Source organism: Hypericibacter terrae, assembly GCF_008728855.1.
In the GTDB taxonomy this organism is placed as follows: Bacteria; Pseudomonadota; Alphaproteobacteria; order Dongiales; family Dongiaceae; genus Hypericibacter; species Hypericibacter terrae.
On record NZ_CP042906.1, the window covers coordinates 2,306,675 to 2,321,586 of the forward strand.

Genomic DNA, 14,912 nt, shown 5'->3' on the forward strand with positions numbered 1-14,912 from the left:
GTAACGACCAAGCCTCACGCGGTGGTCGTTTCGGGCACGGACTTCACGGCACCTGGCGGGCCGAACAGTGCCAGCCACTTCATCTCGAGCGTATCGACCCGGCGGAAGTCCCGGACGAGCGCGATCCATTCGCCGAACGCGATGCGGAAGGGATTGAGCGTCCGGGCGCCGCCGACGAGGCCGAAGCGGAGCGGCTCGTCCTTCGGCGCCTCGGCAAAGGTGCCGAACAGGCGATCGAACAGGATCAGCACGCCGCCATAGTTCTTGTCCAGGCAGGCCGCATTCGAGGCGTGATGAACGCTGTGATGCGCGGGCGTGTTGAGGATCCATTCCAGGGGCCCGACCTTGGGCGCGATCTGGGTATGGATGAAGAACTGATAAAGCAGGTTGGCGCTCAGCATGCCGATGATGGCGACCGGGTGGAAGCCCAGCAGGGCGAGCGGCAGAAAGAACAGGAAATCGCCGGAGAGGCCCGCGGTCCAGCCGAGGCGCAGCGCCGCCGTGAGGTTGAACTTCGTCGGCGAATGATGGACCGAATGGGTCGCCCACATCCAGCGGACGCGGTGCGCGGCGCGGTGATGCCAATAATAGACGAACTCGGTCGCGAGGAAGAGGGCGCCCAGCGCCAGCGGCGTCGTCGCGGAGAAGTCGAACAGGCGGTAGTGATAAGCGAAGGCGAAGGGGATCGCGAGCAGGCCGGCTCCGGCCGCGCGAAGGAGGCTGTGGCCGATGGCGACGCCCAGGGTGGCGGCGCTCTCGCCGAGGTCGTGGGTGTCCCGGTCGCGTTGGGCCAGGCGGCTCATCAGGAGCTCGAGGCCGATGAAAGCGGCGGCGATCCCCAGGACCATCAGATGCGTGGATGGGTCGGTGAAGACGGTGGTGTGAGCGGACATCGTCCGATCTCCTCTGTTGCGGTTCTGGCCACCCGATGGGGGTTGAGGCCATGGCGAGGAGATTGCGCGCGGAATGTCAGCGCCGTTTGACCGGCCATTATCGTTTTGTCTGGTTTGGTCACGGGCAGGTAACGGTGTGTAACAGGCCCCGCCCGCCTTGCGGGACGGCCGGGAATGGGCGAGAAATGCGGCCATGAGCGCGAGCCCGGCCACCATTCTCATCGTGGAAGATGATCCTGACATCCTCCGGCTGGTGGCGGATGTGATGCGCCGGGAAGGCTTCGGCGTCGAGACGGCGGAGGACGGGGCCGCCATGGATGCGGCCCTGGCCCGCGCGCATCCCGATCTGATCATTCTCGATATCATGCTGCCCGGCGAGGACGGCCTCTCCATCTGCCGGCGCCTCCGGGCGCAGAGTCAGCTCCCGATCCTGATGCTGACCGCCAAGAGCGAGGAAATCGATCGGGTGGTAGGGCTCGAAATGGGCGCCGACGACTATCTCGTGAAACCCTTCGGCTCGCGTGAGCTGCTGGCCCGTGTCCGCGCGCTGTTGCGCCGCGTCAACGCCCAGCCGCTGGCCCCGGCGTCGCGGCGCTTCGCCTTCGACCGCTTCACGATCGACCTCGATGCGCGCCAGCTTGTCGATGAGCGCGGCAGTGGCCCGGCTCTCACCAGCGCCGAGTTCGACCTGCTCGCCTGCTTCGTGCAGCGGCCGCGCCGGGTGCTGACGCGCGACCAGATCCTGGACTGGACGCGCGGGCGCACGGCCGATCCGCTCGACCGCACCATCGACATGCTGGTCTCGCGCCTGCGCAAGAAGCTCGAGGCGGCGAGCCCGGGCTCCAATCCGATCAGCACGGTGCGCAATGGCGGTTATCTCTTCACGGCCGACGTCAAGCGAGTGCCGTGATGCTGCGGCTCAGCCTGGCCACGCGCATCACCCTGATCGTGCTGGTCATGCTGCTGGTCGCCTGGATCGGGGCTCTCGCGCTTTATTATCGGTCGCAGGCGGGCGCCGGAGAAAATGCCCGGCCCTTGCCGCACCAGATCGCGGCCCTGGTCGAGCTGGCCGAGCAGACGCCGCCGGATCAAAGACCGCTTTTCTATGAGGCCGTCTCGTCGAGCATCCTGAACGTCCGGTCGGCTGACACCGCCAATCTTCCGTCGCCCGAAGCCCGTCCCGTCGTGGCGGCATTGCACGACAGTTACGCCGCGGCCCTGGGCGATCGCGCCTTCGTCATCACGACACGCCCCGTGACAGGCTCCTCCGGGCTCGCGACCCGCGGGCTCGAATTCAGGGTTGTGCTGAAGGATGGCGAGACTCTCGTTCTCGACACGAAGAGTCCCTTGCCCCTCACGGTTTTCGGGCTGCCGGTCGGCTTCGGCGCCGGCCTCATTGGCACACTGATCGCCCTCGCGGCGTTGATCGTGATGCATCGCGAGACCCGGCCGCTGGCCCGGCTGTCGGCGGCGGTCGACCGGATGGATCTCGCGGGCGAGCCCAGCCTTCTTCCTCAGGCACGCACCAGCGCGCCGGAGATTCAGACCCTCATCGCGGCCTTCAACCGGCTTCAGGAGCGCCTCTCCCGGCTGCTTCGCGCGCGCATGGCGATGCTGGGCGGCATCTCGCATGACGTGCGGACTTTCGCGACCCGGCTGCGGCTTCGGGTCGATCACATCCCGGAAGGGACCGAGCGCGAGCGCGCGATCGGGGACATCGACGACATCGTCCGCCTCCTGGACGACGCGCTGCTCTCGAGCCGCGCGGGAGCCGGGGAGCTCTCGGAGGAGCTTGTGGATTTCGGCCGGATCGTCGAGGCCGAGGTCGAGGATCGCAAGGCCGCCGGCGCGCCGGTCGATCTCCGCATGGGAGCGCCTGCGGCCGATGCCGCGATCCTCGGCGACCGGCTGGCGCTTCGCCGTATCGTCTCGAACCTGATCGACAATGCCGTGAAATACGGCCAGGCCGCGCATTTATCTCTGGAAACCGATCCGGAGGCGGTCCTCCTGACGATCGATGATGAGGGCCCCGGCATCCCCGCCGAGCTGCGCGAGGAGCTGTTCGAGCCCTTCGTCCGCCTCGAGACTTCGCGCAACCGGCGCACGGGCGGCGCCGGCCTCGGCCTCGCGATCGTGCGCAACCTGGTCGAGGCCCAGGGCGGCAGCGTCGCGACCGGCGACGCCCCCGCGGGCGGGGCAAGATTTACGGTGAGGCTACCGCTGTTCCGGCATCGGGAAAGCCCCGACGACGGCGCTGCCATGCCGCCGGACTCTCGATCCTGAGCCCTCCGCGGCCGACGACCTCAGAGCCCCAGCATGTCGTTGACGGCGTCCATGACCTTGTCGGTCACCGTCTTGTTGGCTGCATCTTCAAGCGAAGCCCGTTCGGCATCCTCGGCCGTCATTCCGGCCAGGCCGAGCCCATCGAGCAAGGATTGCGCGGCGGCCTTGTCCTCCGCCGAGGCGTTGGGATCGGCCAGGGTGTCCTCGGCGGCGACGACCTTTCCGTAAGTCGCGATCCTTCCGACGCGCGAGTTCGGGTTCGCCTTGTCGAGCGCCTTCGTCGAGGCGTTGGCCGCATTCAAGGCGCCGAGGCTGCTGGCAAGGGCGCCATGATTGCCCGGCGCGGATTCATCATCGCTCGCGCTCGACAGCCCTTTGCCGGCATTGGCGTTCTTGCTCGCTCCGTTTGCGTTCCCGGCGCCATTGCCCTTGCCATTGCCACCGCCGTTCCCGTTGCCATTTCCGTTGCCACCGCCGCCACCCCCATTCTTTGCGTAAGCGGCGGCGCCATCGACCCAGTGTCCATCGGTTCCGAAACCGACGGGGGCCGCCACGAGGGCAGCAGCGAGGAGCACCGAGGCCAAAGTTCCGGAGCGGATCGAACGGGCGCTGTTCGTCATGGGGATGTCTCCTTCGGCAGGACAGGAACGACATTGGACGTCGAGCCAACTTTGGCCTGACGCCGCCGCCCTGTAAACTCGACGATCGGTGCGGAACGGCAGAATGCCGCGACGCCACAAAGTGGCCACGGCCCCCAGGGAAGATCAGGCCCGAATTGATAGAGGGGAGGATTTCGGTCCTGGCGCCGTCACCGGCGCCAAGTGGCGAAGCTGTGCCTTAAGGAGCCGGAATCGTCTTCAGGTAGGCGATGATGTCCGCGCGATCCTGGGCATTGGGCAGCTTGACCATCATCGTCGTGCCCGGCACCAGCTTGGCGGGATCGGTGAGGAAGCTGTCGAGGTTCTGATCGTCCCAGACGATCCCCGAAGCCGGCAGGGCTTTCGAATAGCGCGCACCCTCGACGGTGCCGGCCTTGCGGCCGACGACGCCGGCAAGGGTGGGGCCGACCTTGTTCTGGTTCGTGACGGTGTGACAGGTCGAGCAGCGGCTGAACAGCGTCTTGCCATGGGCGGCGTCGCCGTCGGCCCTCGCCGAACCGGCCGCGCCCAGCATCAGGGAGGAAGCGAGAAGCAACGAGAGGGGAATACGACGCATGAGGACCTCTGGAGATGGGTTCACGATAGGGCGGTCGATGTCGGATTGGTTCAGGCCGATTTGAGCTGGCTCGCATCGATCGGCAGTTTGCGCAGGCGCTTGCCCGTCGCGGCGAAGACGGCGTTGACGACGGCGGGGGCGATGCCGGAGGTCGCTGGCTCGCCCATGCCGCCCGGCGCCTCGCTGTTCTCGACGCGATAGACCTCGATCGCCGGCGCCTCGTTGATGCGAAGCACCTGGTAGCTGTCGAAATTGCTCTGCTCGACACGGCCATCCTTGAGCGTGATCTCGCCATAAAGCGCGGCCGAGAGGCCATACATGATGCCACCCTCGATCTGCGCCTTGATGGTGTCGGGATTGACGATCATGCCGCAATCATAGGCGCAGACCACGCGCTTCACCGCGACCTGGCCGTTTTTGTCGACGGCGACCTCGGCGACCTGCGCCATATAGGTGCCGAAGCCGAGCAGGAGCGAAATCCCGCGGCCGCTACCGGCCGGCATCGGCTGGCCCCAGCTGGACTTTTGCGCGGCGAGATCGAGGACCGCCCTGGCGCGGGGGTCCTTGTCGAGGAGGGCGCGTCGATATTCGACCGGGTCCTTGCCGGCGTTGTGCGCCAACTCGTCGATGAAGCCCTCGACGACAGCCGTGTTGCGCGTGACGCCGACGCCGCGCCAATTGCCGGTCGCCAGGCCGGTGGGCATCTCCTGGCGGACATAATCGATCCGCAGATTGGGATAGCCATAGGGACCAGCGGCATTGTCGACGATATCGAGATCGACGCCGTCCTTGAAGAGGACCGGAAGGAAGCGCGCCATCACCGCGGGCCCGACGACGCGATGCTCGAAGCTGACCGGCATGCCATTGGCGTCGAGGCCGGCCGCGAAGCGGCTGAAATTATGGCCGCGATAGACGTCGTGCTGGATGTCCTCCTCGCGGGTCCAGATCACCTTCACCGGGCCATCGACCTGCTGTGCGATGCGCACCGCCTGCTCGACATAGTCGATCTCGAGGCGACGGCCGAATCCGCCGCCCAGGAAATAACTGTGATACTGGACCTTCTCGAAAGGCAGGCCGGTGATCCGGGCCGCCGCGGCGCGGGCGCGGTTCTGTACCTGGTTGCCGACCCAGACATCGCAACTGTCCTTCTGCACATGGACGGTGCAGTTCAGCGGCTCCATGGTGGCGTGGGCCAGCAGGGGCAGATGGTAGTCGGCTTCGAACTTCGAGGCGGCGGTTTTGAGCGCGGCGTCGACGTCGCCTTCCTGCCGCGCCACCGCACCGGGCTTCGCCGCCGCCGCTTCGAGCTGGGCGACGATGTCGGCCGTCGAAACATGAGCATTGGCGCCTTCGTCCCAGGTGATCTGCAGGGCGGCGAGGCCCTTCTTGGCGGCACCCATATGGTCGGCCACCACGGCGACCGCGTCATCGAGGCGGACGATCTGCCGGACGCCCTTGACCACCTTGGCCTGGCTGTCGTCGACCGAGCCCAGCTTGCCGCCGATGACGGGACAAGCGGCGACGGTCGCCACCTTCAATCCGGGTGGCCTGACATCGAGGCCGTACATGGCCGTGCCGTTGACCTTGCCCGGGGAATCGGTGCGCTTTGCCGGCGTACCGACCAGGGTGAAATCCTTCGGATCCTTCAACGCGACCTTGCCGGGGACCGGTAATCCCGCCGCCTTGTCCGCGAGATCGCCATAGGGTGCGCGGCGATTGCTGGCAGCATGGAAGACGGTGCCTTTCTCGGCATGGCAATCCGTGGCCTCGACCTGCCAGGCCTGGGCCGCGGCCGCGATCAACATCATGCGTGCCGCCGCACCCGCTTGCCGCATCGGATCCCAGGAGGCGCGGACGGCGGTCGAGCCGCCCGTCACCTGCTCGCCGATCAGCGGGTTGGTGTAAAGCTTGTCGTCGCCGGTCGCATGCTCGATCTGGACCTGATCCAGGCCCACCTCGAGTTCCTCGGCGATGAGCATGGCGATGCTGGTGTCGGTGCCCTGGCCCATCTCGGCATAGGGCATGACCAGCGTGATCTTGTCGTCTCTGCCGATGCGGATGAAGGCGTTGGGAGCGAAGGAACCGGCCTCTGCCGCCTCGGCCGGGAGGATCGCGCGCGGCAGGCCGATGCTCAGCAGCAGGCCGCCGCCGGCCGCGGCGCTCGCGGTCAAAAAGGTCCGGCGGGAGAGGCCGGTCGCATCGATTGATGCGGCGGCCCGGTCGAGGAGGGAGTTGGCGAGACGATCGAGCAGCATGGGATCAGCCCCCCTGCGTTGTGCTGCCGGAGGCAGCCTGTTTGATGGCCTCGCGGATGCGGACATAGGTCCCGCAGCGGCAGATGTTCCCCGACATCGCATCGTCGATATCCGCGTCGCTGGGGTTGGGATTGCCGGCCAGCAGGGCCGTGGCCGACATGATCTGTCCGGATTGGCAATAGCCGCATTGGACCACCTCGCGGTCGAGCCAGGCCTGCTGGATCTTCTTGCCCGCGGGCGTTTCGCCGATGGCCTCGATCGTCACGATCTTCGACGCGCCGATGCTGTCGATGGTGGTGATGCAGGAGCGCGTCGCGGTGCCGTCGATCTGGACGGTGCAGGCGCCGCAAAGCGCCATGCCGCAACCGAACTTCGTGCCGGTCATGCCCAGCACGTCGCGCAGCACCCATAGCAGCGGCGTGTCGTCATCCACATCGACCGTGTGGTCTTGACCATTGACATTGATGCTGAAGGCCATGGCGAGCTCCTGGCTGTCGGTTGGGTGTCACGAGCCTGTTGGACGACGCGGCCCGTGCAAGCCTGGCCCCATGCGAATCCCCATGATCGAGGGCCTGCCGCTCCGCCTCGCGCGAAGGTGCCCAAAACGTTAAACGGCGCTCCCGAGCGGGTTATTGAACATTCCTGCGCTGTCGTGAAGGCGCATGCCCGGCGTCGGCGGATCTTGCGTCGAAGCCGGAACCGGGTTTCGATGGTCTTGGGAGCGGGGGGCGATGCGAATCATCATCGGTATTGTCCTCGGCTGCGGTTTGGCCGCTTGTGCGCCGAGCACACATGTCCGCCAGTCCGCAGCCGATCTGGTCGTGCTGCAATCGGCCAGCGCCTATACGGGATGCGGCGGTACGACCGCGGGGTTGACCTTCCGCCGTGTGTTCCAGGACGGCAACGGCGCGTTACAGCCGTTTCAGATCCCGGCAGACCGCTCGCTCCTGATCACCGATGTCGATAGGCAGTACCGCCATCCCAGCGGTGCCGCGGCGGCCGGCAGGCGCGCCGTTCCTTGATCCATCGACCAATGAACTGACGCGCCGCGCTACCTATCCGGATATGGCGGTGTTGCGCCATTGCATTTTCTTCGAAAGGATTTCGCGCTACACTGCACGCATAAGGAGTGCGTCCGATTTTCATGACTCGAGAATCCGCCTGTGAAGTCGCTTTGTGCGATCTCAAGTCCGGGCCGGTGAAGCGGTTCGATGTCTATTGGCGCAGCAAATGGCGCGGGGATGCATTACCCCGGCGCCAGGACATCGACCCTTCCGAGATCCTGGACATCCTTCCGCTCTTCATCCTCGCCGACATCGAAGCGCAACCTTTCCGCGTCCGCTTCCGGCTCTGCGGCACCCGCGTCTCGCTGCTCGACGAGGAATTGACCGGTCGCTATCTCGACGATCTCAAGAACACGCCAGCCGACGAGAAGCAGCGGATCCAGATGATGTATGAGCGTGTCTGCTTCGACCGGCAGCCGCTCTATATGCGCGCCTCCAATCCCTCGCAGCAGACCGGGAATCTCCTGCGGCTGGAAGGCGCCATCTGGCCGCTGTCGAGCGACGGGGTCCGGGTGGACAAATGCGCGGCGGTCGAGGATTTCCCCGACCTCGGCTGATTCCGTTTCCCTCCGCTGGTTTCCGCGCCCGCGATTGCCTGTGGCAAGGTCCCGCCGGATTTGCGACCTTGCGGGCCCGATCGAATCGCTCACCGGCCTGAAGCGGAGAAGCAATACCGGCCATGTCGCGCGTCAAGGATCTGAACGGCGTCGTCGAACACGGTCTCTGCGCGGGCTGCGGCATCTGCGAGAGCATGGCCGGGCGCGACAAGGTCGAAATGCGCCTGACCTCCTTCAGCCAGGTCCGCCCGCAGGTCAAGGCGGCGTTGGATCCGGCGCTGCTCGACCGGGTGTTGCAGGTCTGTCCGGGCCTGCATATCACCGGGCCGGAAGGGCCCAGGGCCGGCGAGCCGGGGACGCTTGATCCGATCTGGGGGCCGATCCTGTCGCTCCATCGCGTCTGGGCCGGGCGGCCGGATATCCGTCATTGGGCCGCGGCCGGCGGATCGCTGACCGCGCTCGGCTGCTATCTGCTCGAGAGCGGCGAGGTCGATGCGGTCCTGCATGTGAAGGCCTCGGCCGAGGCGCCGGCCATGACCGACGCCCAGATCAGCTACACCGCCGACGAGGTGATCGCGGGCGCGCAGTCGCGTTACGGCCCGGCGGCACCGCTGGTCCATGTGAACCATCTGCTCGATCGCGGCTTGCGTTTCGCGGTGATGGCCAAGCCTTGCGACATCGCGGCGATCCGCAATCTCGCGAAGGTGGATGCGCGGGTGGAAAAACAGATCCCCTTTTGCCTGTCGATCTTCTGCGGCGGCGTGCCGACGATCCGCACCGCCCACAAGATCGCGGCCTACAAGGGCGTGAAGCCCGAGGAGCTGTCGGTTTTTCGCTGGCGGGGCAATGGCTGGCCGGGGCCGACCCATATCGAGACCAGGGACGGGCGCAGCCTCGACCTCAGCTATGACGAGGTCTGGTACAATTCCGACGCACTCTGGAGCTACGACATCCAGTTCCGCTGCAAGATCTGTCCCGACGCGATCGGCGAGCTGGCCGATGTCGCCTGTCCCGATGGCTGGGTGATGGTGGACGGCAAGCCGATCCACAAGGAGGCGCCCGGCGTCAACATCGCGATCGCGCGCACCGCCGCGGGGCAGGGCCTGGTGGAACGGGCCGTGAGGGAGGGCGCGCTGATTGCCGAGCCTTTCGACCGGCCGACGCTCCATGCGATGCATAGCGATCATCTGCCGCGCAAGCTCGGCCATCCGGCGCGCAATCTGGGATTGATGCTGTCGGGCCAGCCGCGCCTGCGGGCGCGCCGCTATCGCGCCTGGACGACCGCCTGGCGCGCGGGGCTCGCCGCGAACTGGCAGGCCTTCTGGGGTGCATTCACCCGGGCACGCGCCGGCGCCAATCGCGAGCCGCTGCAGTAAGGCCGGCGGGAAAGAGGAGAACCGGAATGCGGCCGTCCGCATTCCGGTCGTTGCCGAATCCGTCGTCTCAGTTCTTCAGCAGATAGCGGGCGATATAGCCTTCCCGGCCATCGACGCTGACATGCACCCACTTGCCGCCATCGACCATGTTGAGGACGGTGACCTTGGTGCCGCGCGGCAGCTTGGCGAGCACCTGGCTGCGGGTGCTGGGCTCGAGGCGCAGATTGACGTCGCCGCCGCCGCTGGCGACGGTCATGGTGCCGTCGGCGACCGTGACGATCGAGGGTTGGACCGGCGGTGCCGCCGGAACTGACAGCGGGCTCGCCAGCGCTGGGCCGGCGGCGAGCAGGCCCAGAACGAGGGCCGTGGAAACGGCAAGACGGGCAGACATGGTGGTTCCCCTTTTGGAATTGACGTCATCCCCACCAATCCGCCGAGCGCGCGCAGATCCAGCTGCGGGCAGAGTCGAAGCTGCCGAAGGGAACCGACGGCGAGCACGGGGGAGATCGGGCCTTTTCGCGAACCTAAGACAATAGTCCGCGCCCGATCATAGCGCCGGATTGCGAGCCGTCGACTCCCAGATTTGCCGGGGAGCGGCGGGCGGGGAGATGATGGCGCCTGCGCAGTCTCGGGGTGAGAGGCGCAGGCCGCCATCAATGCTGCGCTACTTCAAGAGATTGCGGGCGATATAGCCTTCCTTGTCGCCGACCTTCACATGGTACCACTTGCCGCCCGCGGCCTTGCCGAGGATGGTCACCTTGGTGCCGGCAGGCAGTTTCTCGATCAACGCGCTGTGGCTGGTCGGCTCCTTGCGGAGATTGGCATAACCCGCCGAATTCGAGACCGTCATCGTAACATCGGCCACGGTGATGTAGCCCTGCTGGGCCGGCAGCACCGGGGTCGCCAGGGGGCTCGCCTGGGCGAGGGGGCTGGTGGCGAGAAGGCCGACAAAAGCGGCGATCGCAACCGGGGAGAGGGGACGCATTCGGGTTCCTTTCAATCGGGTTTCAAAAAACATTGAGCGTGCCAGGGGGTCGGACAAAGCGGGGACGCGTCGGCGCGGGCGGCTTCAACCGCCCGATTGTCGATGCCGTGCCGATGCCGTCGGCGACCTCCGCGATTCGGACCTTGTGAACACCGGGTCATGCTGCGCGCATCGACCCTCGGGCGCGTAGTGACGAACGCGTAATCTTGAAAGGCCGGGGCGGTTGAACCTGGTCCGCCGGCGCGCCCAGGAAAGCCTGTGGAAATCCGTCTCGAGGCTCTCGCCAGGGCGGAAGTTATCTGGCATTCTTCTGGTATTGCACTGGTATTATCCAGCCTGGAAGCCATGGCCAAGCCGCAACTCGCGACCACCGGTACGCTCGCCCAAGTCCTGCCCCGTTACATGACGGTGGCGGAGACCTTGGCGGGACAGATCGGTGCCGGCGAGCTCAAGCCGGGCGCCCAGCTTCTCGGCGAGCGCGAGCTGTGCAAGCGCTTCGATGTCAGCCGCGTCACGATCCGCCGCGCGCTGGCGGAATTGCGCGACCGGGGAATGATCGATTCCGACGGCGCACGCGGCTGGTTCGTCAACGCGCCCAGCTTCGGGGAGCCCAACGAGCTGATGGGCTTCAGCGAGATGGCGCGCGGCCGGGGGCTCGATCCGCGCTCGGTGGTGCTGGTGGCGAGGACAAGGGCCGCCGAGATCGACGAAGCCGACGATCTGCACATCGCGCCCGGCAGCGATCTCTTCGAGCTGAAGCGCGTGCGCAAGCTCGACGGCATCCCGGTCGCGATCGAGCATAGCCGGATTCCGCTGCGCTATGCGCCGGGCCTGCCGAAACTCGATTTCACCGGCTCGTCGCTCTATGACGCGCTGCGCGAGGCGGGTTGCGCGCCGGCCTTCGCCGAATACACCTTGCAGGCGGTCGCGACCAGCGCCGAGCAGGCGCCGCTCCTCGGCGTGGAGACGGGCTGGCCGCTGCTGGTGGCGAGCGCCATCACCCACGATCGCGGCGGCCGACCGATCGAGCTCAGCCACAGTCTCTTCCGCGGCGACCGCTATCGGTTCCGCACCACGCTCTATCGCTCGCGTCGAGACGCATGACCGGCTGCTATCTCGGCATCGATCTTGGCATCTCCGGCGCGCGCGCCTCGGTGGTGAACGCCACGGGTCGCCCGCTCGGCCAGGGCCGCAGCGCGCGCCGTGCCGGGGCGAACCGGCGCTTCGAGTTCGAACGCGAACCGCTCGACTGGAGCCTTCAGGTGGTCGAGGCCTGCCGCCAGGCGATCCAGGAGGCGGGGCACCCCCGGATCGAGGCCATCGGCATCGGCGCTCTGGGCCCTTGCCCCGTGCTGCTCGATCGCGATCGCCGGCCGCTCGGACCGTCGCCCCTGTTCTCGATCGACGGTCGCGCGGAGCCGACGCGGCTGGCGCTCCGCGATGCCCATGGCTTGAGCGACGAGACCCTGGGGCCGGATCACGTGATCCCGCGGCTCTATTGGATTCGCGAGCGGGAACCGGAACGTTTCGCCAAGGCTGCCTGCTGCGTCGATGCCGCGGGCTATCTGGTGAGCGACCTGACGGACGCGCTCGTGATCGATCCGATCACGCTGGACGATCATGCGGCACCCGGCCTGCCGTCGCCTTTGCCGTCGCCGCCGACCCGGCCCGCCGATGCGATCGCTGGTGGTCTCACGCCCGGTGCCGCCGAGAGGCTCGGTCTTCCAGCCGGGATCCCCGTCACGGTCGGCACCTATGACAGCTTCGTCGATATCGCCGGCAGCGGCGTCACCGAGCCTGGCGAGGCCTGCATGCTGCTGGGCTCGACCCTGGTGATGGGCCGCGTGGTCGAGAACGATCGCTGCGGCGAAGGGATGCGGCTGACCCGCCATGTCGGCAAAGGCGGTTTCCTCGGCGGCTGGACCTCCGCCTGCGGCAGCCTGATCGATTGGGCGCAGCAACTCTACGGGCCCGCGGCCTTTGCCGCCGCCGAGGCCCTGCCGCCCGGCGCTGGCGATCTGGTCATGCTGCCTTATCTGGCGGGGGAGCGGACGCCGGTCTGGGATCCCGATGCGCGCGGCGTCATTCTCGGACTCTCGCTGGCCAACGATGCCAGCCATCTCGCGCGCGCCGCAATCGATGCGGTGGCGCTGTCGGCGATGGACCTGACGCGGCGGCTGACAACGCTGTCGGGCTCGCTTCCCGGCTTTCGCGTCAATGGCGGCGGCGCTCGCAATGCCGGGCTGGTGCAGGCGATCGCCGATGCCACGGCGACGCCGCTCGAGATCGTCGCCCATGCGGGCGAAGCCTGCGCGCCGGCCTGGCTGGCGGCGCGGGCCGTCGGCCACCGGCTGGAGCCGGGGCTCGATCGCATCGTCCGGCCCCGGCCTGAGAACAGCCGGCGCTATGAGGAACTGTTCGAGATCTATCGCGAGCTCTATCCGCGTCTCGCACCCGTGATGCACGACCTGGCTGCCTCGGTGCAGCCGCCACGGAAAATTCAGAAGGAGACAGAATGAACGCGACCTCATCGCCGCAGCGAACCATGCGCGTGGCCCGGCTCCACGGCATCCGCGACATGCGGGTGGAGGAGATCCCCGTGCCGGCGACGCCGGCGGGCCAGCTTTTGGTCAAGGTCGAGGCCTGCGGCGTCTGCGCCACGGATTCGCGCAAATATGAGATCGGCGTCAATGACGGCGAATATCCGTTCAATCCGGGCCATGAATGGCTGGGGCGCGTCGCCGCCGTCGGCGAGGGCGTGTCGGGCTGGAAGGTCGGCGACCGGCTCTATGGCGATGTCTATGGCGGCTATGCCGACTATGCGCTGATCCCGGTCGATCCGATCGCCTGGTCGCGGGGACCCTTGCGCCTGCCCGACGATCTGCCGCTCGAGCGCGCCATCCTGATCGAGCCGCTGGCCGATTGCCTGCATGCGGTCCATGACCAGGCCCGGCTCAAAGCGGGCGATTACGCCATCGTCATCGCGGCCGGGGTCATGGGCCTGAAGATGGTGGCCGAGGCCGCGCGCATCGGCGTCCGTGTGATGGTGGTCGAGCCGCTCGAGGTGCGGCGCAGGCTGGCGCAGGAGTTCGGCGCCGAGCAGGTGGTGCCGGCCGAGGGCTGGCAGGAGGCGGCGAAAGCCTGGGCTGGCGAGCATAAGGGCGCCGATGCCGTGATCCTCACCATCGGCGATCCCGACATGGTGATGCCTTGCGTCCAGGCCTGCCGTCCGGGCGGGCGCGTGGTGCTCTTCGCCGGCTTCGGCAACCGGCCGGAGGCCAAGATCAATGTCAACGATCTGCATTACCGCGAGATCGCGATCGTCGGCAGCGAATGGGTCGGTACGCCGCCCAATCAGTGCCGCAACCGCTACGACCAGGCGCTCGAATTGCTGAGCGATCCGAAGCTGCCGTTCCAGAGCCTCATCACCTCGCGCTGCGGCTTCGCCGATGTCGAGGCCGCGATCGTCCGCCGGCAGAGCTTCGCCGGCCTCAAATCCATGTTCGTTCCGGAGTCCCATTGATGCATTCGCCCGATTTCCTCGCCGCCGACGGCAAGAGCGTCATCATCGCCATCGACCACACGCTCTATTCCTGGCCCTGTCCCGGCCTCGAGGATCGCGGGCAGATCATCGACCAGGTCGCGGAAGCGGGTGCGGACGGCATCATCGCGAGCTATGGCACGATCCGCGACTTCCGCCAGCGCTTCGGCCGCGCGGCGCCGATTCTCAAGATGGACATCACGACGCTGACCATGGGCACCAACTACGCGCTCACGGAATATGTGATGGCCTACACGATCGAGGATGCGCAGCGCCTCGGCGTGAAGACCACGCTGACCTATATCCAGCTGGGCGCGCCCTTCGAGCTCGAGGCGCTGCGCCAGGCGGCGATATTGGCCGCGCGCTGCGACAAGGCGGGGATGAGCTATCTCTGCGAGATCATGCCGGTCGAGAGCAAGACCTATCCCGACCCCGCGGCACCCGAGGCGATCATCGCCGCCTGCCGCACCGGCGCCGAGCTCGGCGGGCATGCGATCAAGACCACCATGCCGGTGCCGTCGACCGCGATCGCGGAAGCCGTGAAGGCCTGCGGCGTGCCGGTCATCCTGGCGGGCGGCGCCTTTGCCAAGGACCGCCAACAGCTCATGAAGGATGTCGCGACGGCGATCGGGCAGGGGGCGGCCGGTGTCGCCTTCGGGCGCAATGCCTGGGGCGCGCCGGATCCGGGCGCCGTGGTGAGCGCGCTCCGCGATATCATCCATCCGAGAACGAAGCGAGGGTAG

16 protein-coding genes are annotated in these 14,912 nt (G+C 67.1%); 9 read left to right on the forward strand and 7 right to left on the reverse strand.

The genetic code is table 11. The features are described 5' to 3' along the window. Positions 1-14: 14 nt before the first annotated feature. Positions 15-893, reverse strand: a complete 879-nt coding sequence (locus FRZ44_RS10640) for a sterol desaturase family protein (protein ID WP_151177159.1) — start codon at positions 891-893, stop codon at positions 15-17. 193 nt (positions 894-1,086) lie between these two features. Between FRZ44_RS10640 and FRZ44_RS10645 the strand changes: the two genes are divergently transcribed. Further along, on the forward strand, positions 1,087-1,803 hold the full coding sequence (locus FRZ44_RS10645) for a response regulator (protein ID WP_151177160.1): 717 nt from the start codon (positions 1,087-1,089) through the stop codon (positions 1,801-1,803). After that, positions 1,803-3,176: a sensor histidine kinase gene (locus FRZ44_RS10650; RefSeq protein WP_151177161.1), complete on the forward strand. Its 1,374-nt coding sequence runs from the start codon at positions 1,803-1,805 to the stop codon at positions 3,174-3,176. Before FRZ44_RS10645 ends, FRZ44_RS10650 begins: the two co-directional genes overlap by 1 nt. Before the next feature lie 20 nt (positions 3,177-3,196). On the opposite strand, the gene FRZ44_RS10655 is transcribed toward FRZ44_RS10650, so the two are convergent. From FRZ44_RS10655 to FRZ44_RS10670, 4 genes are all read right to left on the reverse strand, one after another. Beyond that, entirely contained in the window at positions 3,197-3,925 is a 729-nt protein-coding gene (locus FRZ44_RS10655; protein WP_151177162.1) for a hypothetical protein, read from the reverse strand. 88 nt (positions 3,926-4,013) lie between these two features. Next, entirely contained in the window at positions 4,014-4,391 is a 378-nt protein-coding gene (locus FRZ44_RS10660; RefSeq protein ID WP_151177163.1) for a c-type cytochrome, read from the reverse strand. 50 nt (positions 4,392-4,441) lie between these two features. Further along, on the reverse strand, positions 4,442-6,646 hold the full coding sequence (locus FRZ44_RS10665; RefSeq protein ID WP_151177164.1) for a xanthine dehydrogenase family protein molybdopterin-binding subunit: 2,205 nt from the start codon (positions 6,644-6,646) through the stop codon (positions 4,442-4,444). 4 nt (positions 6,647-6,650) lie between these two features. Then, on the reverse strand, positions 6,651-7,124 hold the full coding sequence (locus FRZ44_RS10670; RefSeq protein ID WP_151177165.1) for a (2Fe-2S)-binding protein: 474 nt from the start codon (positions 7,122-7,124) through the stop codon (positions 6,651-6,653). A gap of 253 nt (positions 7,125-7,377) precedes the next feature. On the opposite strand from FRZ44_RS10670, the gene FRZ44_RS10675 reads away from it, so the two are divergent. The 3 genes from FRZ44_RS10675 (at position 7,378) to FRZ44_RS10685 (ending at position 9,643) form a co-directional block, all read left to right on the forward strand. Beyond that, a complete protein-coding gene (locus FRZ44_RS10675) occupies positions 7,378-7,668 on the forward strand; it encodes a hypothetical protein (RefSeq protein ID WP_151177166.1) in 291 nt (96 codons plus the stop codon). Between the two features lie 122 nt (positions 7,669-7,790). Then, on the forward strand, positions 7,791-8,267 hold the full coding sequence (locus FRZ44_RS10680) for a PAS domain-containing protein (protein WP_151177167.1): 477 nt from the start codon (positions 7,791-7,793) through the stop codon (positions 8,265-8,267). A gap of 122 nt (positions 8,268-8,389) precedes the next feature. Next, on the forward strand, positions 8,390-9,643 hold the full coding sequence (locus tag FRZ44_RS10685) for a Coenzyme F420 hydrogenase/dehydrogenase, beta subunit C-terminal domain (RefSeq protein WP_151177168.1): 1,254 nt from the start codon (positions 8,390-8,392) through the stop codon (positions 9,641-9,643). 67 nt (positions 9,644-9,710) lie between these two features. Here FRZ44_RS10685 and FRZ44_RS10690 read toward each other — a convergent pair whose 3' ends face one another. Then, complete coding sequence (locus tag FRZ44_RS10690; protein ID WP_151177169.1) at positions 9,711-10,034, reverse strand: SH3 domain-containing protein; 324 nt, start codon at positions 10,032-10,034, stop codon at positions 9,711-9,713. Positions 10,035-10,307: 273 nt separating this feature from the next. Next, positions 10,308-10,628 (reverse strand): SH3 domain-containing protein, encoded by a 321-nt coding sequence (locus FRZ44_RS10695; protein ID WP_191908528.1) that lies wholly within the window; start codon positions 10,626-10,628, stop codon positions 10,308-10,310. Positions 10,629-10,973: 345 nt separating this feature from the next. Here FRZ44_RS10695 and FRZ44_RS10700 point away from each other — a divergent pair, with 345 nt between their 5' ends. Genes FRZ44_RS10700 through FRZ44_RS10715 form a run of 4 tightly spaced genes read left to right on the forward strand, consistent with a single transcriptional unit; the run spans position 10,974 to position 14,912 of the window. Further along, complete coding sequence (locus tag FRZ44_RS10700; protein WP_151177171.1) at positions 10,974-11,732, forward strand: GntR family transcriptional regulator; 759 nt, start codon at positions 10,974-10,976, stop codon at positions 11,730-11,732. After that, complete coding sequence (locus tag FRZ44_RS10705) at positions 11,729-13,147, forward strand: xylulokinase (protein ID WP_151177172.1); 1,419 nt, start codon at positions 11,729-11,731, stop codon at positions 13,145-13,147. The genes FRZ44_RS10700 and FRZ44_RS10705 overlap by 4 nt, the downstream gene beginning before the upstream one ends. Then, positions 13,144-14,151 carry a zinc-dependent alcohol dehydrogenase gene (locus tag FRZ44_RS10710; protein WP_151177173.1) on the forward strand — a complete coding sequence of 336 codons (1,008 nt, stop codon included), beginning with the start codon at positions 13,144-13,146 and terminating at the stop codon, positions 14,149-14,151. Before FRZ44_RS10705 ends, FRZ44_RS10710 begins: the two co-directional genes overlap by 4 nt. Beyond that, a complete protein-coding gene (locus FRZ44_RS10715; RefSeq protein WP_191908529.1) occupies positions 14,151-14,912 on the forward strand; it encodes a class I fructose-bisphosphate aldolase in 762 nt (253 codons plus the stop codon). The genes FRZ44_RS10710 and FRZ44_RS10715 overlap by 1 nt, the downstream gene beginning before the upstream one ends.

What these genes read in the sequence shown, in the direction of transcription:
- FRZ44_RS10640 (WP_151177159.1), bottom strand. Translation starts at nt 893, where the DNA reads ATGTCCGCTCACACCACCGTCTTCACCGACCCATCCACGCATCTGATG.
- FRZ44_RS10645 (WP_151177160.1), top strand. Translation starts at nt 1,087, where the DNA reads ATGAGCGCGAGCCCGGCCACCATTCTCATCGTGGAAGATGATCCTGAC.
- FRZ44_RS10650 (WP_151177161.1), top strand. Translation starts at nt 1,803, where the DNA reads ATGCTGCGGCTCAGCCTGGCCACGCGCATCACCCTGATCGTGCTGGTC.
- FRZ44_RS10660 (WP_151177163.1), bottom strand. Translation starts at nt 4,391, where the DNA reads ATGCGTCGTATTCCCCTCTCGTTGCTTCTCGCTTCCTCCCTGATGCTG.
- FRZ44_RS10665 (WP_151177164.1), bottom strand. Translation starts at nt 6,646, where the DNA reads ATGCTGCTCGATCGTCTCGCCAACTCCCTCCTCGACCGGGCCGCCGCA.
- FRZ44_RS10670 (WP_151177165.1), bottom strand. Translation starts at nt 7,124, where the DNA reads ATGGCCTTCAGCATCAATGTCAATGGTCAAGACCACACGGTCGATGTG.
- FRZ44_RS10675 (WP_151177166.1), top strand. Translation starts at nt 7,378, where the DNA reads ATGCGAATCATCATCGGTATTGTCCTCGGCTGCGGTTTGGCCGCTTGT.
- FRZ44_RS10680 (WP_151177167.1), top strand. Translation starts at nt 7,791, where the DNA reads ATGACTCGAGAATCCGCCTGTGAAGTCGCTTTGTGCGATCTCAAGTCC.
- FRZ44_RS10685 (WP_151177168.1), top strand. Translation starts at nt 8,390, where the DNA reads ATGTCGCGCGTCAAGGATCTGAACGGCGTCGTCGAACACGGTCTCTGC.
- FRZ44_RS10690 (WP_151177169.1), bottom strand. Translation starts at nt 10,034, where the DNA reads ATGTCTGCCCGTCTTGCCGTTTCCACGGCCCTCGTTCTGGGCCTGCTC.
- FRZ44_RS10695 (WP_191908528.1), bottom strand. Translation starts at nt 10,628, where the DNA reads ATGCGTCCCCTCTCCCCGGTTGCGATCGCCGCTTTTGTCGGCCTTCTC.
- FRZ44_RS10700 (WP_151177171.1), top strand. Translation starts at nt 10,974, where the DNA reads ATGGCCAAGCCGCAACTCGCGACCACCGGTACGCTCGCCCAAGTCCTG.
- FRZ44_RS10705 (WP_151177172.1), top strand. Translation starts at nt 11,729, where the DNA reads ATGACCGGCTGCTATCTCGGCATCGATCTTGGCATCTCCGGCGCGCGC.
- FRZ44_RS10710 (WP_151177173.1), top strand. Translation starts at nt 13,144, where the DNA reads ATGAACGCGACCTCATCGCCGCAGCGAACCATGCGCGTGGCCCGGCTC.
- FRZ44_RS10715 (WP_191908529.1), top strand. Translation starts at nt 14,151, where the DNA reads ATGCATTCGCCCGATTTCCTCGCCGCCGACGGCAAGAGCGTCATCATC.